The 25,993-nt window shown below is 43.9% G+C and carries 25 protein-coding genes and 1 pseudogene; 15 read left to right on the plus strand and 11 right to left on the minus strand.

Translation table 11 applies throughout. The features are described from left to right. Positions 1–95 precede the first annotated feature (95 nt). Both DFP79_RS00850 and DFP79_RS00855 read right to left on the minus strand, forming a co-directional pair. The gene (locus DFP79_RS00850; protein ID WP_133502036.1) at positions 96–1,820 is read right to left on the minus strand and encodes a sensor domain-containing diguanylate cyclase; all 1,725 of its coding nucleotides are present in this window, start codon (positions 1,818–1,820) and stop codon (positions 96–98) included. A gap of 114 nt (positions 1,821–1,934) precedes the next feature. Continuing rightward, positions 1,935–3,728, minus strand: coding sequence for a retention module-containing protein (locus DFP79_RS00855; RefSeq protein WP_133502038.1), 1,794 nt, complete (start codon positions 3,726–3,728; stop codon positions 1,935–1,937). A 146-nt stretch (positions 3,729–3,874) separates the two neighbouring features. On the opposite strand from DFP79_RS00855, the gene DFP79_RS00860 reads away from it, so the two are divergent. Then, entirely contained in the window at positions 3,875–4,165 is a 291-nt protein-coding gene (locus DFP79_RS00860) for a DUF4386 family protein (protein ID WP_133502040.1), read from the plus strand. A gap of 291 nt (positions 4,166–4,456) precedes the next feature. Then, positions 4,457–4,900 (plus strand): DoxX family protein, encoded by a 444-nt coding sequence (locus DFP79_RS00865; protein WP_133502042.1) that lies wholly within the window; start codon positions 4,457–4,459, stop codon positions 4,898–4,900. A 63-nt stretch (positions 4,901–4,963) separates the two neighbouring features. Here DFP79_RS00865 and DFP79_RS00870 read toward each other — a convergent pair whose 3' ends face one another. After that, positions 4,964–5,887 (minus strand): LysR substrate-binding domain-containing protein, encoded by a 924-nt coding sequence (locus DFP79_RS00870; protein WP_133502044.1) that lies wholly within the window; start codon positions 5,885–5,887, stop codon positions 4,964–4,966. An 81-nt stretch (positions 5,888–5,968) separates the two neighbouring features. Here DFP79_RS00870 and DFP79_RS00875 point away from each other — a divergent pair, with 81 nt between their 5' ends. Beyond that, positions 5,969–6,691 (plus strand): LysE family translocator, encoded by a 723-nt coding sequence (locus DFP79_RS00875; RefSeq protein WP_133502046.1) that lies wholly within the window; start codon positions 5,969–5,971, stop codon positions 6,689–6,691. Positions 6,692–6,784: 93 nt separating this feature from the next. Here the strand turns inward: DFP79_RS00875 and DFP79_RS00880 are convergent, their stop codons facing one another. After that, positions 6,785–8,257: an aminotransferase-like domain-containing protein gene (locus DFP79_RS00880; protein WP_243730165.1), complete on the minus strand. Its 1,473-nt coding sequence runs from the start codon at positions 8,255–8,257 to the stop codon at positions 6,785–6,787. A gap of 20 nt (positions 8,258–8,277) precedes the next feature. On the opposite strand from DFP79_RS00880, the pseudogene DFP79_RS00885 reads away from it, so the two are divergent. Further along, positions 8,278–9,153 (plus strand): annotated as a pseudogene (locus DFP79_RS00885) (NAD(P)-dependent oxidoreductase); the annotation flags it as partial. 3 nt (positions 9,154–9,156) lie between these two features. On the opposite strand, the gene DFP79_RS00890 reads toward DFP79_RS00885, so the two are convergent. From DFP79_RS00890 to DFP79_RS00920, 7 genes are all read right to left on the minus strand, one after another. Then, positions 9,157–9,756, minus strand: coding sequence for a LysE family translocator (locus DFP79_RS00890; protein ID WP_133502051.1), 600 nt, complete (start codon positions 9,754–9,756; stop codon positions 9,157–9,159). Positions 9,757–9,854: 98 nt separating this feature from the next. Then, positions 9,855–10,694, minus strand: a complete 840-nt coding sequence (locus DFP79_RS00895) for an AraC family transcriptional regulator (protein ID WP_133502053.1) — start codon at positions 10,692–10,694, stop codon at positions 9,855–9,857. 179 nt (positions 10,695–10,873) lie between these two features. After that, positions 10,874–11,974 (minus strand): SMP-30/gluconolactonase/LRE family protein, encoded by a 1,101-nt coding sequence (locus tag DFP79_RS00900; protein WP_133502055.1) that lies wholly within the window; start codon positions 11,972–11,974, stop codon positions 10,874–10,876. A 14-nt stretch (positions 11,975–11,988) separates the two neighbouring features. Beyond that, a complete protein-coding gene (locus tag DFP79_RS00905) occupies positions 11,989–13,890 on the minus strand; it encodes a methyl-accepting chemotaxis protein (protein WP_133502057.1) in 1,902 nt (633 codons plus the stop codon). A gap of 581 nt (positions 13,891–14,471) precedes the next feature. Continuing rightward, complete coding sequence (locus tag DFP79_RS00910; RefSeq protein ID WP_133502059.1) at positions 14,472–15,002, minus strand: MerR family transcriptional regulator; 531 nt, start codon at positions 15,000–15,002, stop codon at positions 14,472–14,474. Beyond that, entirely contained in the window at positions 14,990–15,439 is a 450-nt protein-coding gene (locus tag DFP79_RS00915; RefSeq protein ID WP_133502061.1) for a hypothetical protein, read from the minus strand. The genes DFP79_RS00910 and DFP79_RS00915 overlap by 13 nt, the downstream gene beginning before the upstream one ends. A gap of 84 nt (positions 15,440–15,523) precedes the next feature. After that, positions 15,524–16,390, minus strand: coding sequence for a DMT family transporter (locus DFP79_RS00920; RefSeq protein ID WP_133502063.1), 867 nt, complete (start codon positions 16,388–16,390; stop codon positions 15,524–15,526). Between the two features lie 289 nt (positions 16,391–16,679). On the opposite strand from DFP79_RS00920, the gene DFP79_RS00925 reads away from it, so the two are divergent. From DFP79_RS00925 to DFP79_RS00980, 11 genes are all read left to right on the plus strand, one after another. Next, entirely contained in the window at positions 16,680–18,164 is a 1,485-nt protein-coding gene (locus DFP79_RS00925) for a carboxypeptidase M32 (RefSeq protein WP_133502065.1), read from the plus strand. 107 nt (positions 18,165–18,271) lie between these two features. Then, on the plus strand, positions 18,272–19,282 hold the full coding sequence (locus DFP79_RS00930) for a type IV toxin-antitoxin system AbiEi family antitoxin (RefSeq protein ID WP_133502067.1): 1,011 nt from the start codon (positions 18,272–18,274) through the stop codon (positions 19,280–19,282). Beyond that, positions 19,248–20,096, plus strand: a complete 849-nt coding sequence (locus DFP79_RS00935; RefSeq protein WP_133502069.1) for a nucleotidyl transferase AbiEii/AbiGii toxin family protein — start codon at positions 19,248–19,250, stop codon at positions 20,094–20,096. The genes DFP79_RS00930 and DFP79_RS00935 overlap by 35 nt, the downstream gene beginning before the upstream one ends. Before the next feature lie 411 nt (positions 20,097–20,507). Continuing rightward, a complete protein-coding gene (locus DFP79_RS00940; protein WP_133502071.1) occupies positions 20,508–20,921 on the plus strand; it encodes a hypothetical protein in 414 nt (137 codons plus the stop codon). Positions 20,922–20,994: 73 nt separating this feature from the next. Continuing rightward, a complete protein-coding gene (locus tag DFP79_RS00945) occupies positions 20,995–21,489 on the plus strand; it encodes a P-loop nucleotide/nucleoside kinase family protein (protein WP_133502073.1) in 495 nt (164 codons plus the stop codon). A gap of 173 nt (positions 21,490–21,662) precedes the next feature. After that, positions 21,663–21,917 (plus strand): type II toxin-antitoxin system Phd/YefM family antitoxin, encoded by a 255-nt coding sequence (locus tag DFP79_RS00950; protein ID WP_133502075.1) that lies wholly within the window; start codon positions 21,663–21,665, stop codon positions 21,915–21,917. Continuing rightward, positions 21,910–22,173: a Txe/YoeB family addiction module toxin gene (locus DFP79_RS00955; RefSeq protein WP_133502077.1), complete on the plus strand. Its 264-nt coding sequence runs from the start codon at positions 21,910–21,912 to the stop codon at positions 22,171–22,173. Before DFP79_RS00950 ends, DFP79_RS00955 begins: the two co-directional genes overlap by 8 nt. A 623-nt stretch (positions 22,174–22,796) precedes the next feature. Next, positions 22,797–23,993, plus strand: coding sequence for a threonine--tRNA ligase (gene thrS, locus DFP79_RS00965; RefSeq protein WP_133502079.1), 1,197 nt, complete (start codon positions 22,797–22,799; stop codon positions 23,991–23,993). A gap of 692 nt (positions 23,994–24,685) precedes the next feature. After that, positions 24,686–24,979 carry a YciI family protein gene (locus DFP79_RS00970; protein WP_133502081.1) on the plus strand — a complete coding sequence of 98 codons (294 nt, stop codon included), beginning with the start codon at positions 24,686–24,688 and terminating at the stop codon, positions 24,977–24,979. Between the two features lie 102 nt (positions 24,980–25,081). After that, positions 25,082–25,270 carry a hypothetical protein gene (locus DFP79_RS00975; protein WP_133502083.1) on the plus strand — a complete coding sequence of 63 codons (189 nt, stop codon included), beginning with the start codon at positions 25,082–25,084 and terminating at the stop codon, positions 25,268–25,270. A 111-nt stretch (positions 25,271–25,381) separates the two neighbouring features. Next, complete coding sequence (locus tag DFP79_RS00980) at positions 25,382–25,816, plus strand: GNAT family N-acetyltransferase (RefSeq protein WP_133502085.1); 435 nt, start codon at positions 25,382–25,384, stop codon at positions 25,814–25,816. Positions 25,817–25,993: the final 177 nt, after the last annotated feature.

The following is a 25,993-nucleotide window of genomic DNA, read 5'->3' on the forward strand; positions in this document are numbered from 1 at the left end:
GAGGAAAACGCCGGAGTATAGAAACTTTGCACTGTAATGGTGCTGGTATTGTAATTTTTTGTAGGAGGGAATGAGTGAGTGTTAAGTTTTCATACTCACTCAGGCTGTTGATAAGCAATGACACAATTTCGACCGTTTCTTTTTGCTTGATACAGAGCGTGGTCTGCTCTACTTACTAATTCATCAAGGCTAATTTCTAGGTCATCGTTGCTACTGACACCGCATGATACTGTAAATTTGACAATATCTTCGGAGCCGTCAGGTGTAGACAATTTGGCAAGCTCCTGTCGGAGAGATTCGGCAATACTGGTCGCTTGTAGTAAGTTTGATTCAGGGAGCAGAATCGTAAACTCCTCTCCACCAAGTCGCCCGACGACTCCTTGATTACCGATGACATGCTTGCTGCATTTCGCTAACGCTTTCAGTACGTTGTCTCCGACTATATGACCGAACTGATCGTTGATTTTTTTAAATCGGTCGACATCAAGAATAACAACAGACATAGGAATGTGTTGTTGGTAAGACTCTACTAGAGAACGTTCGGCTAATTCAAAGAACCGGCGGCGGTTCACCAGTCCTGTTAAATGGTCGGAAAAAGCCCAATTTTCAAGGTCTAGTTGGGTTGAGCGGTTTTCTATCGCTATGGCCGCTAGGCGAGCAGCGAAACCAATGAGATCGATATCGTCATTATTAGGGCTTGATGGCGTGTCGTTGTAGATTGCAAACGTACCAAGAACATCGCCCGCAGAGTTTAAGATAGGTTGCGACCAACAAGACTGTACTCCAGCTAGCTGAGCGAGTGCGGTGAAATCGCGCCAATATTCATTTGTCATGATGTCTTCGACAATCACTCTTTTGCCAAGATACGCAGCGGTGCCGCAGGATCCAACCCCCAATCCAATTTGAACACCGATTATGGCGTCGTTGTAGTTTTTAGGGAGACTCGGCGCGTAACTTTTTTCGAATGAGGTGTGCGTCTTATCCAGAAGCAGCACCGAGCACCGCGATCCTGTATTAATATTGTTTTCAATACGCCTAACAATGGAAATAAGGACTTCATCCAACGTGGCGTTTGTAAGCAGCATTTCGAGCATGCCATATCGCGTTTGCATTCGGTTTTCCGTTTCCGACAATGCAGACAGATCCATATAGCTGGTGACCCTGTGTTCTCCTAGCCAACGCACTCGTTGAAGCACTTGGCGTGTACTTCCATCTCGGCAAACGACATGAGTTCTTATATCGGGAACCGGAAGGCCAAGCGTGCGGTAATCCGCAATTTTCTGTGACCGTGATGCAATTATGTTATTGCGAAAACTTTCGTCTGGGTAGGCGCGCTCCAACCAATCATCCATCGTTGGAATATCGTCTAAGGAGTAACCAAACACTTCTTGAAACATTGGGTTTATGAACTCAACGTTCCTTGTTTGACCATTTATGTAGCTAATCGCAATAGGGGCGGCGTTGAGAATATCCCGAAAATGATGGTTTTCATTGTTCTCTGAAGTTACGTCTTGATCTAACGAAGATTCAATAATTTGCTTAACGCACATCATGATTGCATCCGCTTTATCTGGGTCAATAACGTTCAGTTTTACGGTGCCAATGCGTTCTAAGTGGTGAACAAGTATAGACGTCACCTGATGTTGAGCCTGACGTGTACGAAGGGATGAAAATCGAAAAATCTCTGTTCCATTCGCTGAATGCAGTAGCAACCCTGAATCTGTCGCTTCGCAAAGGTTGGTAATTGCTTTTAGAAGAGTAGGGTTATCTAGCCTGCAATCAAATTGACTATGGCATAGTGTGTCGAGAGAGGGAGTCATACAAAATCAACCTGATAAAATGGGCTTTCCTGAAGCCAAGTGTATGAGGGACGAAAGTGTAATGGCAAGTATAACTCCGTAAAAAATAAAATAGCGAGCGATTAGTACTCTTAATTACCCGTCGATTTGGATAGCGTACCCGAAATCAGATGTGAAGTAATCGGAGTTTGCGGCTGACAAGGTGCTGTCTAACATTGTGTTTAATTCAGATCTTTCGCTCAGTATATCACTGTCTTGGTTGGTGTTTTTATCTATTTGCAGAGTCTCAGAGACACTTGAATTACCTGCCGCGTCAGTAGCGCTTACAATCACTGACAGTGTTCCGTCACTTAAAGCGCTCATGTCGATATTAGATTCGAAGTAGCTCCACCCGCTTTCTTCTTCAAGGGTAATGGCATCGGAAATATTGATAGCATTGCCGCTTTCATCGGAAATCTCGATCGAGAGCACGTCACCACCTGATTCTATCCAGCCGCCGACTTTAACGCTTTCTTGCTCGTCAAAATCGATTTGCTGGTTTCCATTCGCTTCATCGATAAATACCTCAATATCTGCGTACAAATCGATTTTATAAATTTCAGTGCTGCTGGCGCTGCCCGTTTCTGACGCGTCACTCACGGTTGCAGTAATGAACGGGCTTTCGAGTGACGTTTGTGCAAGTGTAGAGCCCAATACTTTGACGTTAAACAAATAGCGGCCTTGTTCATCCTGCTCTTCACTTACAGCGGCTTCGCCAATGACATTATTTTCTAACGATATGGCAACCGAATCTCCCGGTTGAGCATCTCCAGATACCCAGCCTGAAATGCTGACGGTTTGTTCTGGCGCTGATTCAACAGAGCTGATGATTTTGTCAGAGGTAATGAGATTAACGTCGATACTGGCACTGTAGATATTGGATGCGTCATAATCGACTTTATAAATTTCAGTGCTGCTGGCGCTGCCTGTTTTTGACGTGTTGCTCACGGTTGCTGTGATGAAGGGATTTTCGAGTGACGTTTGTGCAAGCGTAGAGCCCAATACTTCGACGTTAAACAAATAGCGACCTTGTTCATCCTGCTCTTCACTTACAGCGGTTTCCCCAATGACGTTGTTCTCAAGTGATATGGTAACCGTATCGCCAGGTTGAGCATCCCCAGACACCCAGCCTGAAATGGCGACCGTTTGTTCAGGCGCTGATTCATCTGAGCTGATGGTTTTGTCTGAGGTGATGAGATTGACATCGATACTTGCGCTGTAGGTATCGAATTCGTCACTCGACGGCTGCAGGTCAGTTGTGGGTTCAATCGGAGGTGTATTAGTACCGCCTGTATCAGTACCCTGAGGGATAGAAGTACCAGTTATTGTTTCAGAGGTATTAGACGACGCTGAATAAGTGCGGCTTTCTCCAATGTCGGTGTCGTCATTACCACTGCTGATTAATATGGGATTGAAATTGTCCGTATCGTAACCAAAGGTAGGTGTATTTATGACATATTCGCTGTCGATAGAGACATATACGGGGGATTCTTCGCTGTTGATTAACGAGTCACCTGCCGCTGGCGCGTCTTGAATTAAAGTCGGGTCTTGTCCTGCTAAAATAGCCTGTTGCAAAGCTTCTTCCGAAACCGTATCAGTGTCAACGCCTGTATTTTCATTGTCAACGACGTCATTGTCGAAGTGGTATACAGAATCGTTAATTTCTACCGTTGACTGGTTGTCGATGAATAGCTCTGTACCGTCATCAAAGACAATCGTCGCACTGCCGTTGCCAACAGCAATAATGCTTTCCGCGTAGAAAATCGAATCCTTGATTTCTAACATTCGCACCTGTCCATCAATGGAATGCACTTCGACATTGCCAGATACTTGTTTCGCGTATCCGATCGCTTTGCCTAGTGTTGCGAAAGTTGTTTGATTGTTGTCCATATTAAAGCCTGCGGGTCGTTATTTCACTTTCCGGCTACTTTATGGGCTAACGTCAACACTATCTATTGTACCTTGGTACATTTTTACATTCTTACAACAAAACGTGGCTATGTTTACACCTTTCCTAGCGAGAGGTTTTCACAATCATGTTTTCTGGAGCTGAAGCAGACAATGTAATGTTGTTAATTCAGTTGAATCAATTTGGCGAATTAATTTGGGCAATCTTCTTTGCTTACCATGGTGTCGTGGTAGTGGGGGTGATTGTTAAATCGGAATTTATGCCGAAAATACTTGGATCTCTACTGTTGATTGCAGACCTAGGATACGGTCTTCATGGCTTTGGAATGATTTCACGTCTTTCACTTGAATTTCGCGTGGAACCAGTAACGGTCGTTGCTGCCACTACTGGAAAATTGCTATTCATATTTTGGCTGTAGTTTAAAGGTATTCAAAAAAAGGCCTCGCGTGCTGCTCAGATTGACTCATAAATATGCAAAAATAATGAATAAAAAATAAAAGGAGAACTTTTAAATTTAAGTCGTGTCTGACTCTTTTATAGCCTTAATTATCATTCAAAAAAATTGAATTTATTTTTTAAATATATCCGATTTTCATTTTTTCTTGAGCCGTTATAGTAGGCATTATTGAGAAACGACGCAGCGGTTGAACCAGATGTATCGACCTATGTGCTAAGACGACAGACTTTAAATTTTAATAGGAACACGATTATGAACGCTTCGCTTATTCGCACAGTACTTCACTCCAATGCCGGTATCGCCAGCTTAATTTTGCGCTTACCTGTTGGGATCATCTTCATGGCCCACGGTGCGCAAAAACTGTTTGGCATGTTCGGTGGTTATGGCCTTGAAGGCACCGGGCAGTGGATGGCATCCATGGGCATGGAGCCAGGTTACCTAATGGCATTATTGGCAGGAAGTGCAGAGTTTTTTGGTGGGTTAGCATTAGTCATCGGCTTGTTGGTTCGTCCTGCTTCCGTGGCTTTGGCTTTTACTATGCTCATCGCTATTGTAACGGTTCATTTTTCTAATGGTTTATTCATGGCCAGCAACGGCTATGAATACGCGTTAAGCCTTTTGGCTGTGACGGTTTCTTTGTTCTTCAGTGGAGCAGGCTCTTACTCTGTAGATAAGGTAATTGCAGATAAGATCTAGGCGATCGCTGTACCGAATTTCACTATTCCCTTTGTGATATTATCTTTGCCCGATTGAGTTAACTTAATCGGGCTTTTTTTTGATTTGACTTTGATTCAAATGCGTCAACAACCATGTCTGGAATGCGTCAATTCTCGGATCAATTGTAAGTGCGTTAAGGCTTAGCATAACGTAGCGATATCCTGTTGCATTAAGTCCAAATGGAGCCATTAGCCTTTTTGAAGTTAAATCGTCTGAAATGATCGGCTGAGATCCAATGGTAATGCCCAAGTGACTTTGAGCTGCTTGTAAAGCATAGAAAAAGTGATCGAAGTACTGCGCTGTTTGTTGTGTTTCTTTTTGTGATGTTATGGCATTGGTAGCATTACGCCATTCTTCCCAAGCATTGGGTCGTGTTCTGCTATAAAGTAATGTGGCCTTATCAAGGTTACTATCGATACTGCTCCAGTAGAGGGAAGTGCAAACTGGGCCAGACGTTTCTTCGAATAAGTCGGTCACTTGGTGATCGTCGGGAATACCGAAATCATTGCGGCGTATGGCGAGGTCACATCCGCTGGCAATTAAATCGATTGGACCGCCAGCCATTCTCAGCTCTACATTTAATTCAGGGTGCAAGGCGTGGAACTCTCCAAGCCTTGGCATGAGCCAACGCATGGCTAAACTCGGCTCGCAGGAAACCACCAAAAAGGGTGAGTGGCTTTGGTGTCGCTGCATGTCTTCTGTCGTTTGATTCAGCTCATCTAAAATGCGCTCGGTGGTTTTAAACAGCCGCTGCCCTTCCGTAGTTAAAAATACCCGACGATTTCGTCTAGTAAAGAGCTTGATTCCTAGGCGTTCTTCGATGAACAATACGGCACGACTAACCGCGCCATGGGTAACGTGCAATTCTTCTGCTGCTTTTGTAAAGCTCTGATGGCGAGCCGCCGCTTCGAATGCTGGCAGGGCACTTAATGGCGGCAATGAGCGCTTTCTGTGAAAATTACTCACACTATTTCCTATAAAAACTCGATTTTATTCATTAAATAAAGTGTTCATCCTTACATTATTCACAGAATGTTGAGGTTTTCTATGTTCAATTTATCTATCGAGTTGTTTTCTGTCGTTGTGATTACGCTTTTAGCGGTGATCAGTCCGGGGCCGGATTTTGTATTGATAACCAAGCAGGCTATCTCCAACGGAAGGCGGGCAGGAATTATTTGTTCCTTGGGTATCGGCGCGGGGATTTCTGTGCATTTGCTTTACACGCTGGTGGGGCTTGGAATGCTGCTTTCTGAACAAGAGTGGTTGTTAAATACGATGAAAATATTGGGAGCAGGCTACCTGTTATGGCTTGGTGGTAGTGCGTTGTGGCCAGATTTGAGAAAGATAATGAAATGGCGTCGATCGCATTTAGGCGAGCGAAACTCAGACGAACGAAACTCGATTAACCCCGTTGTTTCGAATGAAAGCTCGAATGCCAGCCTGAATGCAAGCCAACCACTTGAACTGAAGACTCAAAAAGGCTTAAAAGCGTCGTTCATGTCGGGATTTATATGCAATGTACTTAATCCGAAGACGATGCTGTTTATTGTTGCTCTGTTTAGTCAAGTGATTAGTCCAGAGACAAGCATTGGCGTGCAACTAGTCTACGGTGTTTATATTGCGATCGCGCACTTTATTTGGTTTTCACTCGTGGCGTGTTTGTTCACCACGAGTGCGATCCAGTCCCGAATTCAAAACGCTAAGCGTTGGCTAGAGCGATTGTCAGGCGGCGTTATGTTTTTGTTCGGGATGAAACTGATGAGTCAGTAAAAACAGTGAGGCGACGAACGAGGTAACACGCAGACAGGGATGTCGGTCTGTGTGTTTGCCATCGTATCTCCTTGCATCCTCTTAACGGGCTCTTTACGTTCGAGCTAAATCCTGCAATAGAGATTTCAGCGCGTTTAGCCCTTCAACCAATCTATCATCGTCCGCGATTGCCATTAAGGAAAGTCGAACACTTGATTCGCCTTGTGTGTGACTGAAGAACTGGCCGCTGCTGACGATTAAGCCCTTCTCTTTCGCTAATGTCACAAAGTCAGAAGCGCGTATAGCGTGCGGAAGATGCAGCCAAATATGATAACTGCTCGCTTGTGATGCCAGCTTAAAATCGCTCAAAATCTGTGCAGCAGTGTCTTGCCGTTGCACTGCAATGGCTTTTTGTTTGCTTGCGTATTCAAACGCCTTTTGTGATTTTATGAGTTGGGTGGCAAACTCAAACATTAAGGGCGCGCTTAACCAAATACTCGTCCGGATGAAGGACGCTAGGTGTTCTGTTTGAGAAGGCGGTGTTTTAATGTAGCCGCAACGAATACCGGGGCTGATCGCCTTTGATAAGCTGCTAATGTAAAAGCCTCTATCTTTAGATAGATTACAGATAGGGGCAACAATTTCATTGTTGAGAAAGGCATACAGATCGTCTTCTACAAGCCAAATTTGTGTTTTATTAACAACATGAGCAATCGCCTTTCGACGGCTTTCTGGCATAGTTACTGTCGTCGGGTTTTGATGTGATGGGATGACAATGACCATCGTCACGGACTGCTCTAAACACGCTTTTTCTAACGCGTCGGGGCACATGCCTTCTTCGTCCATTTCAATTTCTATTGCATGCCTACCTAATGATTGAATGATGGACAGTATGCCAGGGTAAGTCAGCGCTTCAACGGCAATGTTATCCCCCGGTTCCGAGTAGCATTGAATAAGAGTTGATAGCGCATGTTGGGCACCGTTGGTCAGCAATACTTGCTCAGGCTCGTCTATTTCTAAGCCAAAATGACTCATCCATGTTTTACCTGCCTCTTTATGAGATCGATCTCCCGTTTCTTCGATATAGCCAAACAAAGCGGGGTTGTTGATATCGTTAAAACAGCTCTTAAGCTCATTATTAAGAGAATCGAGGTGTTCCCCTAAACAAGGTTGTAAGATCGAGAAATTCCATTCATTCTGATCAGGTTGTGAGCGAATGACATGTTTGAGTGACGTGTCTTTTTTGACAAAGCTACCTCGGCCAACATGGGATTCAATGTGCCCTTGTTCCGCCAGTAGTTGATAGGCTTTTGCTGCCGTCATAGGTGTCGTGCCGTATTCTTTTGCGAGGGCTCGATGAGTTGGGAGTTTGCTACCCTCTTTAAAATGTCCTATCTCGATTTGGTTGCGAATTTTACGCGCTAACGTTCGAAATTTTGCCTCGCTCAATGTACTGCACTCATGTTGTGATCGTTGATGCAGAAGAGTGTAACGGAAGGTCAGCGAAATATCGATTTTGAAATTAACATAGGTCAATTCTATTTTTATATTGACATAGGTCAATTTGAGTTTTAATGTAGTTAACACGTTCTAACACCACGAAGGAGAAGGTTATGCAAAAACAAAAAGTCGCGTTTATCGGATTAGGTGTAATGGGATACCCAATGGCCGGACACCTTGCAAAAGCGGGTTACGATGTCACTGTTTATAACCGTACTTCGAGTAAAGCGGAACAGTGGGCAGTGGATTACGATGGCAAGTTCGGCGTCACTCCGAACCTCGCTGCAGACGGTGCCGATGTGGTGTTTGTGTGTGTCGGCAACGACAATGATGTTCGCAGCGTAATCTATGGTGATGAGGGCGTATTATCCTCCATGAAAGAAGGAGCTGTGCTCGTAGATCATACAACGACCTCTGCCAATCTTGCTCAAGAACTGTTTGAAGCCAGCCAAAAGCAGAGTGTTGGCTTTATTGACGCGCCAGTGTCGGGTGGGCAGGCTGGGGCAGAAAACGGTAAATTGACCGTAATGTGTGGCGGCGAAGCGTCCGTATTTAATTCCGTCAAAGACATCATAGACAGCTACGCACAGCAGGTTCAGCTAATGGGAACAAGCGGCCAAGGGCAGCGAGCGAAGATGGTTAACCAGATCTGTATTGCGGGTATTCTGCAAGGTCTGAGCGAAGCCTTATTGCTAGCTGAAAAAGCCAATCTGGACGTGCCCCAAGTGGTGGAGACATTACAACACGGTGCTGCGGGTTCATGGCAGATGGTGAATCGTCTAGAAACCATGGCGCAGGACAAATTTGATTTTGGCTTCGCCATTGACTGGATGCGTAAAGACTTGGGTATTTGCCTTGAAGAAGCTGAGCGTATGGGCATCAATATGCCGATGACCAAAGAAACCGATGAGCGTTACGCTCGCCTTCAAGAACAGGGGCTTGGTCGCATGGACACATCCGTGTTGGTGAAATCTTTCAAATAACCTTTATGATTGTGTTATGGCATTGCTAATAAACTGAATAGCAATGTAGAACAAAAGCAGTGCCATAACGCGGTTGACCCATTTCATAACATTCGGATTCAACGCCGCTTGTTTCAGTTGATTTCCCGCCAGTAAATAACTCGTTGGTGCACCAAAAGCCAGACAACCCAAAGCCAGCGACATTATGGCGATCATGATTCCTTCGACATGAGCCGCTGGAAACTGAACCGTCGCCACGGGCAGAATCACCACCGGTGCTTTCGGGTTGCTCAACTGCATAAGTAAGCCCGTCGAAAAGCGCATATTGGTCGTGTCCAAGCTCGTTGCAACCGACGACTTAAAGCTCGCTTTCATGACCTTGTAACCAAGGTAAGCGATATAAAGCCCCCCTAGTATCGCAATCACACTTTGCACCGACTTAGGGATAATGGCATTCCCCGCGTAGCCTATCCCGATAAACATGATGGCCATCGCACTGCCGACGCCAGCACAGAAACGCAGTGCCCGCCAGCTTTCGCCACGAATACCCGCAAACAATGAGATCATATTAACGGGACCTGGGGTGTACATGATACCAAAGGCGAATACAAAAATTTCCAGCATAACGATTCCTCTAATGTAGGCAATTACCGTCGTTAATGACGACAGACAATGGCTACAGATAATGAAAGTATAAAAATGGAGGTTTGATCAAAAACGCGTTACGGCGACAAAATGAGCCGTTGATATTGATAAGGCGTCATCCCAAATACGGGTTTAAAACGTCGATTAAAGTGGCTTAAATCGTTGAACCCAAATGTATTTGCAACGTTTGAAACGGGTATGCCACTTTTGAGCGCTTGTCTGGCACGGTTAATTCGTATGTTTAACCAATACTGATGTGGCGTCATACCAGTATAGTCTTTGAAGCTTCTTAAAAAGTGGAACTTTGACAAACAGGCAACCTGACACAACTCGTCCAGCGCCACCTCTTTGGTGTAGTTATCTTGCAAGTATTCTTTCGCGTTGTTGAGTAGGCGATGCATCCGTGAAGCGGGTTGTAAGACACTTTGTTCTTGCATAGGAACCAACTGCTCCGCCAGTTCGAACAGCCCGGATTCGTACTCGCTGGACGTTGTGCCGTCTGATTCGATTAGCGATGCCAATCGTAGAACCTGATCGCGTAATGTATCCTGTTGACTGACCGTATGCTTGACGCGAAAATGCTCTGGATGTGGCATGCCTAATGCGCTCAACGCAGGTGTCAGTTGCTCTGGTTTAACGTACAGCATTTTGTATTCTAAGGCTTTGTCTCCACCTGACTCCCCATCGTGTGCGTCGTCTGGATTCAGAATGATAACACTGCCTGGATGGCTTTTATGGAATTGGCCGACGGCAAAAAAATCTTGTCGCCCTCTGAGTGTGACACCAATCGAAAACTCTTCATGGGCATGTTTGCCATAGGTGAAATCGGTCATAGAAGCGTTGAGCAGGACAATATCGTCTACAGCACTGCTTTTAGCGAACTGAAATCGATTTTGATCACTGCATTGACTCGACATGCGAACCTCTCACTGTTCTTTCTATTGAGTAGGTATCTTACGTCTTAATTATACATGAGAGTGGGACAAAATTGCTTAAGTTAGCGGATGCTTTTGACGATGGCGAATGGATACATCGGTATTGGTTAAATCGTTTAAATAACGGATTAAGAGCGTCTCGCCAGAGACGCTCTTAATCGCTAGACGAACGTGGCGCCGCGCGTGTTAACGTACAGCGAATAAACAGAGTGCGAGCTGGCGATAAAGAGTCGATTGCCTTCTGTTCCGCCAAAGCATAGATTGGCACAGTATTCAGGTATTAAGATATGTCCGATCGCTTTCCCTGATTTATTGAACACCATCACACCGTCCAGTTCTTCGGATTTAACTCCCAATGCCCCCGTGCTTCCCCAACCACACCATAAGTTATCGTCTTGATCGCATTTAATGCCGTCAATTCCGCCATGGTTGATGCCTTCGATAAATTTACGGCGGCGTCCAAGGCGACCGCTGTCTTTGACATCGTATGCCCAAATAATACGATTGGGTTTCGATAAGCATTCAACAACGTAGAGAACGGATTCATCCGCCGAGAAGCATAGGCCGTTAGGGCCAGCAATGTCTGTAATGACGGCTTCAATCTCTCCAGTAACAGGGTCCAGACGATACACGCTGTCTGGAAGCTCATTGTCGACAATGTGACCTTCGTACATGCTGCCGGATTGAAACGGTGGATCAGTGAACCAAATCGTACCGTCACGCTTCACCACCACATCGTTAGGTGAGTTAAAGCGTTTGCCTTTGTAATTATCGGCCAATACGGTAATTTTCCCATTATGTTCTGTGCGAGTAATGCGTCGGCCTTCCTGTGATGTGGTTGAACCTTCACAAGCAATGAGACGACCTTCTAAATCTCGGCACAAGCCGTTAGAGAAATTTGAATTATGGCGATAGGTACTAAATTGATTCGTGATCTCATCCCAACGCATGATGCGATTATTCGCAATATCGCTGACCAAAAGGTAGCGGCCGTCTCCACTCCATACAGGGCCTTCTGCCCAACGCATACCGGTTGCTAGTCGCTCGACACTGGCGTTGAAAAGGCGATATTTTAAAAAGCTGTCATCGAGTACTTTGACGTTCACATCTGGGTAGCGCAGCGTCAAAGGATCGGCTACAGCACCACCTGAAAAGCTGGCGCCTACCGCGGCAGCTCCCGTCAGTGCTAATGTGTTTTTAAATAAACGTCTTCTGGATTGTTCCGGTTGATCTGAATGGCCTTTACCGTTTGCTGTATTCATAGCGTGTACTTCCCTTATTTATAGGTAAAGAATGAAAGAGCTTCTTTTTGAGAAAGAGCAAGCCCAGCGAGTTCTTTTGCCGCTTCTTGAGTTTGTCCGACTGCCGAAACGTTTTGATTGACCAAATCCACTGTATTGGTGGTATTGCGGTTAATATCAGCGGTTACGCTAAATTGTTCATGCGCTGCGGATGCGACCATGGTGTTGATGTCGGTGATGGTGTTAACAAAGGCCACCACTTGGTCAAATGAGCTTTTGACGTTTTCGGAAAGATCAACGGATTGCTTTATTGCGGTAACGTTCTTGATCATATTGTCATTGGCGAGCTTAGCTTGCTCTTGCAGCGTAGAAATAATGGTTTGGATCATCGACGTTGATTCTTGGGTCTTCGCGGCAAGGCTGCGCACCTCATCGGCTACCACGGCAAACCCACGACCTTGCTCTCCTGCACGCGCCGCTTCAATTGCAGCATTCAGGGCCAGCAGGTTCGTTTGCTCAGAAATGGAGCTGATTACATCGGTTACTTCTCCGATGTTCATCGTTTCCGTTCTCAGTTTCTCGATCATGTCGGCGGTGTTCTGCACTTCTTGGCTGATTGAATGAGTCAGTTCTTGAGACTGAGCAAGATCCTTATTGCCTTGTTCGATGCTGTCTATTGCTTGTTTGGCTTGTTCTTCCGCCTGAGTCGCGTTTTGGCTGACTTCTTCCGACGCATTGGAAAGCTCATTTACCGCATTGGCGATCGACTCTACTTCACTCAGTTCATTGTGAGAGTTATCCGCTGTGTTTTGCATCACCACGGTAAGCTCTTCCGAAGCAGACGAAACACTGTCAGAAATAGAAAGACTATTGCGGATGATTTCTGACAATTTGGTGTTCAAAACAAGAATGGATTGATAAATGCCTGTTTCAGAGCCAGATTGCGTCAGAGATTGAGACAAATCACCGTTTGCTATGTTCGATAATATTTCTGAAATGTGTTTTGGTTCTCCCCCAATCGGCTTGTATATCAGATGGATGAAGCCAAAGTACACAACGCCCAGAGTGATCAGAATCAAAGGGATTACCAAGGCAAATGAGTTGATAAGCATTTCTATACTGGGCTTAAGGACTTCATCATCGGCACTGAATGCGACTACATTCCAATCCCGATTGGGTAGGTGAGCATGTACAGCGGTCAAATCGACGTCTTCGCCATCAACGTCAATTTGGTAGTGTAATGTCGAGTTACTTGGGCTGAATTCGCGGAATTTGGATTCTTCTTTGTAGATGTCTTTACCCAGCAGCTCTTGGATCGGTGCTGCCAATATGTAGCCTGCGTCATTAAATACAAAGATTTTATTGGACGGTGTTAACTGATCAATAAAGTCAGTAAAAGCGGAGACTTTGAGGGTGATGGCAACCACCGCAACGATTTGGTTGTTATGATAAATGGGAGTGGCAAACGCGAAGACATCCGCTTGTTCTCCCTCACCAAAGTAGGTTTCGGTGATGATGTTTTTCTCATTATTAAAGGCTCGTACATACCATTCTTTTTGCAGATCTTTGGCATTAAAATTCGGAAAGAAGCGACCATTTTCGAAAGAACGACCATCTTTTAGGGCAACAAAGGCGGCTTGTGCATCAGGTAGAGTGCGTTTTAATTGATCTAAATTTCGTGAAACCTGATCGGGGTCGGCGAACGTATTTTTGTCGTTGAAATCGATAGAAAAGCTATTAAGGGCATTAAAGTAAGTGTTAATTTTCTGCTCAAGCAACTCCGCCATAAGAGACGTTTCTACCTGACTTTTTTGCAGAGCATCTTCTTCATTGAATTTACTGAATTCGTCGTAACCATTCCAGGTTAGCGCCCCTGATATCACAATAATAAGTAATGAGGTAAAACAAAGGATTTGATATTTTAATGACAGCTTCATGATGTCCCCTTTTAAGATGTCGGATGGCCAACGAGCTGAATTTAGGCAAGCAACTTGGTTCGACTTCACTAAATGCTCGAACCTAAACTACCTTAGCAAAGATGAATGAAGCTATATGAAAACCAGAGATCCACAATTTATTAGAATATGCACTTAAACAATAGAATTAATATAAAACATTGATGTTTAAGTCTTTATTTCTTCATATTGTGGTGTTGGTTCGGTTGCTTTAATTTAGATAAAACTAAATTAGATCGGTGTGTTTTAATCAGGCTTTGTGCTGTAACCAAGAGTATATGCCGCTTTTGTTATTGAGTTAAATAAACGGGGAAGTGCGCTCGTATAAGTGCTTTTTATTCTTTAAAACTGAATCTGATTTCATTAAGTAAAGCATTTATTTTGGAGGGAACTTCTATCTTAAGAGCTTTAGATCAAAAACGGGTTGTTTTATCCTTATTTTTAACTAAAACGAAGTATTTTGTGTCAAGAAGGTAAAGTTGGCTCCATTAAAATTGAGCCTTGCTCATAATTAACCTCGCGGCCTTAAATTTCGGGATAATAATAGAGACGGAAAAAAACATTCAATTTGGATCTGTATGCTCGCTTCGTCTTCTAACGTGTTCTCGCTCCCTTTGGGACATCCCAAGGTCTTTTAGAAAGCGTTCATGCTCATCTGGAAACCGTGCTTCAAATCGGTCATGCCACGCCCACATGTCTGCCTCGCTCAAACCGCTTTCGCGTAGCATTTGACTCCAACTCTCTTTTGTTAGCTTCGCTTGGCTCGTCCATTCCTGTCGTTTGAGCAGCTTAAGCAGCTCCGTTTGTTGAGCTTGTAATGCAAGGATATCCTGATTAATGCGCTCTAATTGCTTCTCCAATAATGTTCGATCAGAGTGTGTTTCTCCGTCGAGTATTTGCAGAATGTCTTTCACAGGAACACCAACCTGACGATATAAGCAAACTTGCGCCAGTCGTTGTTTGTCTTTGTCTGAGTACATTCGATAATTGGCGGAGTTACGCTCCGGCGCTTTAATTAAGGTCATTTTTTCATAATAGAGAAGCGTAGACCGAGATAAGCCAAACTCGTCACACAGCGCTTTTATGGAATACATACAGACACCTCTAAAGTGTTAAAAATCGAAAGATAAGGTTCAGGGATGATTTGTTTATCAGGCGGTATAAAGCCTAGTCGAGCATCGTCAGAATACAGTGTCGCTTCATGGTAAAACGACCTTAACAGTATCGGAGCCTCGCTGATCAGATCAGAGTTGATCACCATAAACTCAGCGAGTGATTGTGTTTTCTGAGCACGCTCCATACGTTGAAAAATGAAATAGCACAGCGCGCAAGTGAGCGTAACATGAAATTTTGATGTGGCTCCTAAATTCTCCGCATAGCCTTTTATCAAGCGTACAACTTCCTGTGTCGCCTTTGCGGAGCTGAATTGCTTATTAAGAATAAACGCCAGCCGTAAATGACCGTTGTGATTAAACTGCGCTGGAGGCAGCGTTTTATTCTCGACGTGTTTAAGAAACTCATGATCTGTCATTGTCTTACCTCGTCATTCGTTGAGATAGGAATGCTAAAGTATAAAGCGGTAGACAGGTCAAAGGTTAAGGATGAAGAAAGTGTATTAAGCCGTATTTCTCGCATTCTTAATAATATAAGTGCCGCTGGCAACAATGACGATCGCTCCGACAAGTGTTGTCGTATCGGGCATTTCTGTCCAAAAGAGCCATCCTAAGAGCGTTGCCCAGAGCAGCCCAGTATAATCAAGCGGCGCAATAACGACCGCAGAGCCGAGCCGAAAGGCTTGCGTCATCAATGCCATGCCAGTTATACCAAACAGAGTAATTGCAGCAAACAGCCACAAATCCTCAACGCGAATGGCCGTCCATACAAAGGGTACGAGCAAGCCGCTTAATATTCCGCTTATGCCTGTGAGATACAGAACCTGTGTCCAGACACTCTCGCGAGGGTCTATTTGGCGAGCGCCTAACATCAAGAGTGCGTAGACCACCGCCGTGGCAATCGGCAAGGCTGTCACGGCGTTGAACGCAATCAAGCCGGGACGCACAATGATCAGCATTCCGACAAAGCCCGCTAAAATGGCCAACCATTTCGCGCGGCTGACAGACTCTTTCAAAAAGACCGATGAAATAATGGCAATAAACAAAGGCGCGACGAAGATCAACGCAGTGGCTTTGGCCAGATCAAGGTACTTAACACTGGTGAAAAACATAATGGTCGCAGCGATCCACAGTAAACTGCGCACAACATGAACGGCGGGTTTATAGGAGCGCAATGCGCTTGTACCGCCAGAATAAAGCGCCAAAAATAACGCAAAAGGGAACGCCAGCACGGTTCTGATAAACAATATTTGAAACGGGGAATAATGCGCCATCAATATTTTGGCAATCGCATCGTTAATACTCAAACAGGCCACGCCCGTACACATCATAAAGATCGCGGTATTGGTATCGCGGTTCAGGTTCGGCATGTTAGGCGCTTCTCAGGTATTAAGGTTTTTAAATGTTTGATTTGTATACAGTGTGCCCTGAATTACCTCGTTCGTCATCCCTTTGTCCGTCACTGCAATAAGAACAAAATACACAAACCTGACTGAATGAGATTGAGCGTGACTTAAAAAGAGCCTTGTGCGGGAAAAGGTGCAACTTGTGGTCAACTCCCGTGATGATACTGTTCGGATGATTAACGGTGTAATACTATGATCGAAACCCAAACGCCCCCAAATCGCACCGTATATGAATTGAAGAGAGCACTGGAACATGTCTGATTACGATAAACTTACCGCCCATTACCAAACGATTAACCGCTTCGGCCATGCTCAGTCCATACTTGGCTGGGATGCCGCCGCCAATATGCCTTCTGGTGGCAACGATGCCCGTGGCGATGCCATGGCGGAATTGTCGGTTCATATTCATCGCCTTTCGACCCAACCGCAACTGGCAGATTGGTTCGCAGGGGCAGAGCAAGCAGCGTTAACGACTGAGCAAAAAGCCAGCCTACGTGAGATGAAACGCAGTTGGCAGCACGCAACGCTCGTACCTGAAGACCTAGTGCAAGCGCAATCCGTAGCCGGCTCTAAATGTGAACACGCGTGGCGAATACAGCGTCAGGAAAACGACTGGGTCGGGTTCGAGAAAAACTGGAAAGAAGTTGTCACGTTATCGCGTGAAGAAGCCAAAATCCGCAGTGAAGCGCTTGGTTTAACGCCGTATGACGCCATGCTCGATAAGTTTGAACCCGGAACCAGCTCTGAATCACTGAATACTTTATTCTCAGACGTGAAAACATGGTTGCCAGAACTCATTGAAAAAGCACTCGACAAACAGAAGTCTTCAAACATCATCATGCCATCCGGCACCTACCCTGCTGAGACTCAAAAAGCGTTAGGGCTTGAAGTCATGAAGCTACTGAAGTTCGATTTCGATCACGGGCGATTGGATCAAAGTGTTCACCCATTTTGTGGCGGCGTGCCGACCGATGTGCGTATCACCACACGTTATGACGAGCAAGATTTTGTACAAGCGTTAATGGGCATCGTTCATGAAACTGGCCACGCTCGTTACGAGCAAGGCTTGCCAAAAGCCTACGCAGGTTTACCCGTTGGCGAAGCGCGTTCCATGGGGATTCATGAGTCCCAATCGTTATTCTTTGAAATGCAAGTTGGCCGCAGCAAAGCGTTTGTTTCCCACTTGTCGCGCTTATCTAAAGACGCCTTCAACGCACACCAAGACCCTGTATTCGCCGAAGAAAACCTGTCTCAACTTTATACGCGAGTTGCAAAAGGCTTCATTCGAGTAGACGCCGACGAACTGACCTACCCAGCCCACGTCATACTTCGCTATGAAATTGAACGCGATCTGATCAACGGCGTAATCGAACACACCGACGTGCCTGAACTGTGGGATGAGAAAATGAAAGCCGCATTAGGCATCTCAACCAAAGGCAACTACAAAAACGGCTGTATGCAAGACATCCACTGGACTGATGGTGCGTTTGGCTACTTCCCAAGCTACACCTTAGGTGCCATGTACGCTGCCCAATACAAAGCTAAAATGACACAAACCGTCGACATAGACGCAGCAATTCAAAGCGGCGACCTAAGCCCCATCTTCCAATGGCTCAGCGACAATATTTGGTCACAAGCATCACTCCACACCACGGATGAACTGGTCACACGAGCAACGGGTGAAGTGCTGAATGCTGCGCATTTTAGAAAGCATTTGGAAGAGCGTTACCTAAAATAAATTGAGAGGAGACTTTCGTGATTTTGATGTTCACAGTGTATTTATGTTCATGATTCATGAACGACGTGCTATTGTGAACATTGATTTTTGATAACGTGATATTAACTATGCCTAAGCCATCATCATTGGCGGTCAATGCACTGGCATTACTGCCTACTCACATTAAAGCTCAGTTTATGCCGAATGATAAAATCATGAAGCATGACGCGCTAAATAGCAGCAGCTTCGCCTGTGGTGAACTGTGTCTGACAGTTAATGATGATAACTATCACTTTAATGTTGCGGTAAAAAATATACATCGAAAGGAAAGCCTAGAGGCGCTATTGAATGAAAGCGCTTCAAATACCTTATTGATTTGTAATCGTCTTACACCTTATTTGGCAGGTATATGCTCGAAAAATGGGCTAAATTTTATTGATGCTGCCGGTAATATAAGAATTGATAATGACGGCTTACATCTTTGGGTTGAGTCGCAAAAAGGCAACGCTAAAAAAGCACTAGTTAATGAAACTAAATCCAACAAGTTCGGCGAAGGTTCAGCGAAACTTCTGTTTGCTTTACTGTCCCAGCCCGACATTCTAAATTGCTCTTACAGAGAAATAGCAGAATGCGCGAACATTTCATTAGGAATGGTGAGCAAAGGCTTAGGAATTTTCGAAACTGAATCTCTCGTTAGCTTAGGGAAAAAAAGACGAATACTCGATTCAAAGCGCATGCTCGCTATTTGGGTAGACGTTTATCGTTTTGCTATTCGACCTAAGTTGGGTGGAATTCGCCTTGAATATAAGGGCAATGGGCAAAACATAGCAATGGACGAGTTCGATTACTGGGGCGGAGAAGTTGCAGCGCAAATGCTCAACGATTACCTTCACCCCGAAGACCTGCAATTGTTTACCCGTTTACCACTTCAAAAAAAGTTGGCTCAACTGAATTGTCGACCGAATCCAGAAGGTAATTTATGGCTCGTTCCTGTCTTTTGGAGTGATAAATTAGAATGGACGGAGAAAAGCCAAGCTTTATTGGCTGTAGCAGAACTGGAAGCGAGCATGGATAGCCGCAATCACGAAGTCGCAAGGATGATTTATGAAAAGTATCTATACACTGAAACACCCGCTTAACCCCGCATTTGAAACGGTACTTGAAGTCATTATTAGTGTGACATCACGGCTTGGTATACCTTATTTTATTGCTGGGGCTACAGCACGGGATTTGTTGCTTTATCATGTCTTTGATAGAGACCCAGGTCGAAAAACCCATGATATAGACACGGCCATTTTGGTCTCTAACTGGGACGACTTTACATCAGTTAAAAATGCATTATTGGAAGAACCTGAGTTAAACGATACAAAATTGCCCCACCGTCTAATGCACAAAGAAAGCAGACTGCCTGTAGATATAATTCCGTTTGGTTCCATTGCCGATAACGCTGGTGAAATTCAATGGCCACCAGAGCATGCTATCACTATGTCTGTTGCTGGTTTTCAAGAAGCTTTTGATCATTCTGTGTTAATCGACATTGGTAAAGGCATAAACTTGAAGGTATCTTCGTTGGCTGGCTTTGTGCTGCTTAAGCTACTTGCATGGCAAGAGCGGAAACTAGAAACCAGTAAAGATATCGCTGATTTTCTAACGATTTTGACGGAATACCCCAATGTCGAATTCGATCGTTTATACGAAGATTTTATACCTGCGGAAAGGCTCAATTATAATATTGAGCGGCAAGGGGCGTTTTTATTAGGTTATGACCTAAATATGCTTTTGTTACATCCAAACACTAGCTCGAAAACGCTAAGCCAACTAATAGAACTCAAAACGACTCAAACGGAGCTGTTAATAAGCAGCTTGCTCAGAATTCGTAGTCCACATCTTCCTGATCAAATAGAACAGTTGCTTGGTGATTTTTGGGATGGAGTGAACTTGGAACATTCGTGATCGACGGGGTCTTTGTTTACTCAACATACTGCCTTGGCGCTGCAATTATTTAACTCATCGCTTTACTCACAAACATATCGCGTTCCTTCTCCTTACCAAAGGGAAGGATGGTGTATATAACCCGTTTATTTTTGCCTTATCTCAAAATGGCACACTATTTCTGAGGTGAATGATATTCACCTTCTCGCTTTGTCTATTACGCTTTTTCAAAGTGTACTAATATCAGGTGTATTGTGAATGGATGGCCGAAATAGTGTGCCATACCGAGAAATACATAGACGTATGTCCGTCGACATGGCACGGTTTTTCTGAAAGGCTAAAACCCTATTTAGATCAGAGTTTTAGAGATCGGGTAAAAATCATACCTGTGCGGTTGAGCATGCCTATTAATAAAATGTTATAAGGCAAAACATGAACCCTGATCGAGATACAAAAAAAGCACTTCGCTGGGATGCCGGTTTAAGAACTAGCGAACCTAAAGCAAAAGTGTCTGGGCCCGAGTATTCAATGTCATATGCATGCCTTTCTTGTAAAACTGCTCATAAGCGTCATATCGACGGTGCTCCATCCGAATACCCTTTGAAAATGGAATGCCCGATATGTAAAGGAGTAACATTCAATCTAGGAAGGCACTTTAAAGCGCCCAAGAAATCCGACGATACTCAATGGAAAAAAGTATCATTCCTTATTGAGCATGGGTTCCTATTTCAAAAAATTCGACTAGATCCAAATAGCTCTGAATCAGTTCCATACCCAAAAACATTGGCGGAAGCTAAAGAGTTCGTGATCAAATACAAAGATTGGGCAATAACCCATGCCTTATAACAAGCGCGTCAAATACGACGCTCGTACCTCGCGCGTTTTACGCGGGCGTTATGCATCAAAATAGAGAGCAGTTATGAACAAAGGTGAATTGACTTTTTTCTGCGGGAAAATGGGTGCGGGAAAGTCAACTAAAGCTTATGAGGTTGCACAGCATGGCAACACAGTATTGCTTTCAGAAGATGAATGGCTTACGTCACTGTACCCAAATAAAATCTCATCACTAAATGACTATATTGAATATTCAAATCTACTTAAACCACAGATTAAAAAACTTGTTCAATCTATTTTGTCTTCGGGCACTAATGTAGTTATGGACTTCCCAGCAAATACTCGTTCGCAAAGAGATTGGTTTCGGAGTATTTTCTCCGAAATCGGGGCTCCACATAATTTGATATACATTGATTTGCCAAATGAAGTCTGCCTAGAACAAATCGAAAAAAGACGTATAGAGCAGCCTGAAAGAGCGGATACTGATACGCCAGACATGTTTGAGCAGGTTACAAAGTATTTTATGGCTCCAGCATCCGAGGAAGGTTTCAATACAACCAAAGTAACGAAAAATGCATAATAAGCACATTAAAAGTCGCCCACAAAAAACGTGGGCTGGACTCGCTAACGCTCGCATTTTTCCGGTGAGCAAGGTGTTAGCTGCCAGGACAAAGTAATGCACAACATCCTGTACATGTACTTAGTTTTAAACCAAACTTGTTCCATATACTGTACAAGTGAGGTGCAAAAAAAATGAGAATAGTCTCTTTTACCGAAGCCCGAAATGGCCTAAAAGCCGTTTTGGACAATGTAATTAACGATGCGGATACTACTGTAATCACTCGTCGTGACTCTGAAGATGCTGTTGTAATGTCATTGGATTACTACAACAGCCTTATGGAAACTGTTCATTTACTTCGTTCTCCAGCTAACGCTGAACACTTAAATCGTTCAATTGCACAGTTTAAAGCGGGTAAAACGACCCAGCGAGCGCTTATTGATGAGTGACAGGTTATTATCATGGACTGATGAAGCTTGGAATGGTTACGTCTATTGGCAGACTCAAGACAATAAAACATTGAAACGAATCAATAAGCTAATTGCCGATGTTAAGTACTCTCCATTTGTTGGGATTGGAAAACCAGAGTCCCTTAAAGAAAACCTTTCTGGCTTCTGGTCTCGCAGAATAGATGATACCAATCGTTTGGTATATGCCGTGGATGATATAGCAATTACGGTTATCTCGTGTCGGTATCATTACTAGCGAGTGCCAGCTAACAAATCAACAATCTATATAGGCCTCCCATAACTTTATTGATGCCAAATCGATAACTCGCTGGTCTCAAATAACAAATTCAAGGATGACGGAATTCGTTATGCCTAGACCAAGAAGTCAACAGGTCAGCTTGTCAGACACGTCTTATTATCACTGTATTTTACGATTTAGCGCGTAAACCTTGGTAGTAAAGCGACGCCACGAAAGAATAACAAGCCACCCATGTTTTAAAAAATGGTAATTTCTAGGTTTTAAGTATGTGTGCCCTAATTTATTATTCGTGATCGACGGCGTCTTTGGTTACTCAACATATTGCCTTGGCGTATCAGTTATTTTACTCATCGCTTTACTCACAAACATATCGCGTTCCTTTTCCTTAACAAAGGTGCTTTGACCCAAAGGAATTTTCACTAATTTCATCTAAATTAGTCGTTGATGGAATCAATGTTAAGTGTTAAAAATGTTTGTTATGAATTCATTATTAAATTTTTCTCAAACTAGTTTCTCTACCACCACGACCACAAGGTTGTTTGGGGGGTAGCTTTTTTTATGTCTACTTCTTGTTATTCGCTCAGAGTTTTTCGTTAAAAACCTTTTATTAGGAGAAAGGTATGAAAACTCATCGCGAACTTGCGGAACAACTCGATTTATTTCATTCAGAACAGCAGGCACCTGGAATGCTATTTTGGCATCCCAATGGCTGGCATTTATTTCAAAATATTCAAGAACATATGCAACGCTGTTATCGTCAATATGGTTTTAAAGAAGTACGTACACCTCAGTTGATGAAAAAAGAGCTGTGGCATATATCCGGCCATATGGCTATGTATGCACAAGATATGTTCTTTGGCGGCGAGCAAAATGGTGACCAAGAATACGCGTTAAAACCGATGTCTTGTCCTGCTCATATACTCATGTACAAGCGAGGTGTTCACAGCTACCGAGACTTACCTATGAAACTGTTTGAATTTGGTTTGGTGCATCGCAACGAATCATCGGGTTCATTAAATGGTTGTCTACGCTTGCGGCAGTTTACTCAAGATGATGCACATGTTTTTTGTGCATGGTCACAGGTTAAGCATGAAGTTGGCCAGTTTTTGCAGCGTGCAAAACAAATTTATAGCGATTACGGCTACCAAGCTTTGGAAGTAAAAATCTCCACTCAACCAGAGCAAGCATTAGGCGATGATGCCTCGTGGCAGAGGGCGGAAGAGATACTTAAAGAAGCGTGTCAGGCAGAAAGTGTCTCTTTTGACATTCAAGTGGGTGAAGGGGCTTTTTATGGACCGAAAATTGAACTGGCATTGCAAGACGCGATAGGACGAATTTGGCAATGCGGTACAATCCAGCTAGATTTCAACTTACCTGAACGCTTTGATTTAGAATTTAAGAACGATCAAGGGGAAAGGGAGCAACCTATTATTTTGCATCAGGCTGTCTATGGATCGATAGAGCGCTGGATAGGAATATTACTCGAAGCATCTCAAGGCGTGTTACCAGAATGGATACACCCTCAGCCCGTTGTATTAGCTACAGTGAACGATTCCGTTTTGGCCTATGCCAATAAAATACGGGTTGATCTAGAACAACAAGGTATCAATGTCTTATGTGACTTTGGTGACCGCTCCGTTGGTCGCAAAATAAAACGCAGCTTTGAACTTAAAATTCCTAATATCGTCATAATCGGTGAACAAGAAGCTCAAACTGGAAAGCTATCTGTTCGTCGTGGGAAACAGGTTGAAAGCATCCAAGCAAGCGAACTTTTCGCCTTTTTAAAAGGTAAACAGAATCTATTATTAAAGGAGTGAATTATGACCACCGAGACCAGATAGGCCGCCAAGCGATTGGCGGCCTTTTTAATGAGTTCAATATCGTACTAAAAATGCAGGTTACTTTGAGCACAAGACAGACGGTGCGTCTGGTTGCTTCTCAAGCGACACCTTAGGCGCTATGTACGCCGCCCAATACAAAGCCAAAATGACACAAAACGGCGACCTAAGTCCCAACTTCCAAATCAGTCTCAACACTTCGATACGACTTAATTACGAAGTGACATTCAAATAGTTAGCTCATTGCTTTGACAAAAAAATTCGCATTCCTTCCCGTTACCAAGAAGGTTTGCATGGGGTCAATTACTTGCATTCACATTGAAGTTACAGGCAGCGTGAGCGAATAAGAAACAGGGTATATAACCCGTTTATTTATGCCCTATCTCAAAAATGGCACACTATTTCTGAGGTGAATAGCATTCACCTTCTCGCGCTGTCTTTTGTGCTTTCTGAAAGTGTATTAGTATCAAATGTATTGTGAATGGATGGCCGAAATAGTGTGCCATACCGAAAAATACATATGCGTATGCTCATCAACATGGCACGGTTTGTCTGAAAGGCTAAAACTCTATTTAGATCATAGTGTTAGAGGTCGGGTAAAAATCATACCAGTGCGATTGAGCATGCCTATTAATAAAATGTTATATGAAGTTAGAAATTGGAGAAACGTAATGCGCTGGGTAGTTCTGTTTGATGATGCTCCTGAAATGATGGAGCATCGAAAAGAAAATAAGCAGCAGCACGTCGATTATGTCAGGCGAAATAAATCTGAAATAGTGATCGGCGGTGGGTTCAAGGAAGACCAAGAAGGTATATTTGTAGGTGGTATGTGGATACTAAATGTTGACAGCCGAGAGCGGGCTATTGATCTAATAGAAAACGACCCGTACTTTAATCCCACCCATAGAAAGTATAAATTATTGCTTTGGGGAAAAGTGCTGGAAGATGAAACCGTTGAGCTATAAGTGTTCATATAACAATCAGCTCCAATTGACTCCGGCGCTGTCGCGCCTCCGCAATTGAGCTAAGCGTTATGAGTCTTAAGTGAGTCAGAAGGAAGGTTGCACTTGAATGATAATTTGGAACAAGAAGCTAGATCAATTTTGGAGCTTTTAGAGGGAAAGCGTATCTCAAAGGTGTTTAGGCCAAGGGTCGGCGAAATATGTATTGAGTGTTCTGATGGAACACGCTTATTTGCCAATACCAAAGATGGTAGTGCCTTAGATTTTTCAATTACAGGTGGGGCAGGCGAATAAATCTGTAGTCTCATTCAAACTCATAACAAGTCAAGGCAGCCTCGCCACTTCGTGGCTGGACGCGCTAACGCGCGCTGCTGCTTGAGGCGTTAGTTGCAGGAAATAGGCTTCATGAAATACGTTAAATCAACCCAATCTGACGGGAATAAGTTAGCTGAAATAAGAGCAGCTGCAATGAAGTCAAGCTTAGAGGCTTTAGGTCGATTTGATGAAGAGAGAGTTAGAAGAAGGTTTCTAGAATCCTTTGTACCAGATGAGACCTTTAAAATTGAATCGGATGATGAGATTTTAGGGTTCTTTGTGGTGCGGGATAAAGGTGACCATGTTTTCTTGGACCACCTTTATGTAGAGCCGCGCTTTCAGAATATGAAAATTGGTAAGGATGTTGTTAATCTAGTGAAGAAAGATGCAACTCAACGTGACTTGCCTGTGCGGCTAGGAGCATTAAGAGGTAGTAAGTCGAATGACTTCTACAAACAAAATGGTTTTGTAAAAACCCATGAAGATGAGTTTGATATTTACTATGAGTACCGCAGTAGCAACTAACAATCCATTGTTGTTCAAGCCCGCAATAAACTTGCTACGCAAGCGGGCTTCGGACTCGTTAACACTCGCCGCAAAATATTGGTGTTAATGGTCATGAGTGAAAAATACCTAGTCGATACTATTTCTAATATTCCTGAGATTATGGAATTACTGAAGATTCTGAATGATGTAGAGCTT

It is taken from the genome of Marinomonas balearica, from assembly GCF_004362145.1.
Lineage (GTDB): Bacteria > Pseudomonadota > Gammaproteobacteria > Pseudomonadales > Marinomonadaceae > Marinomonas > Marinomonas balearica.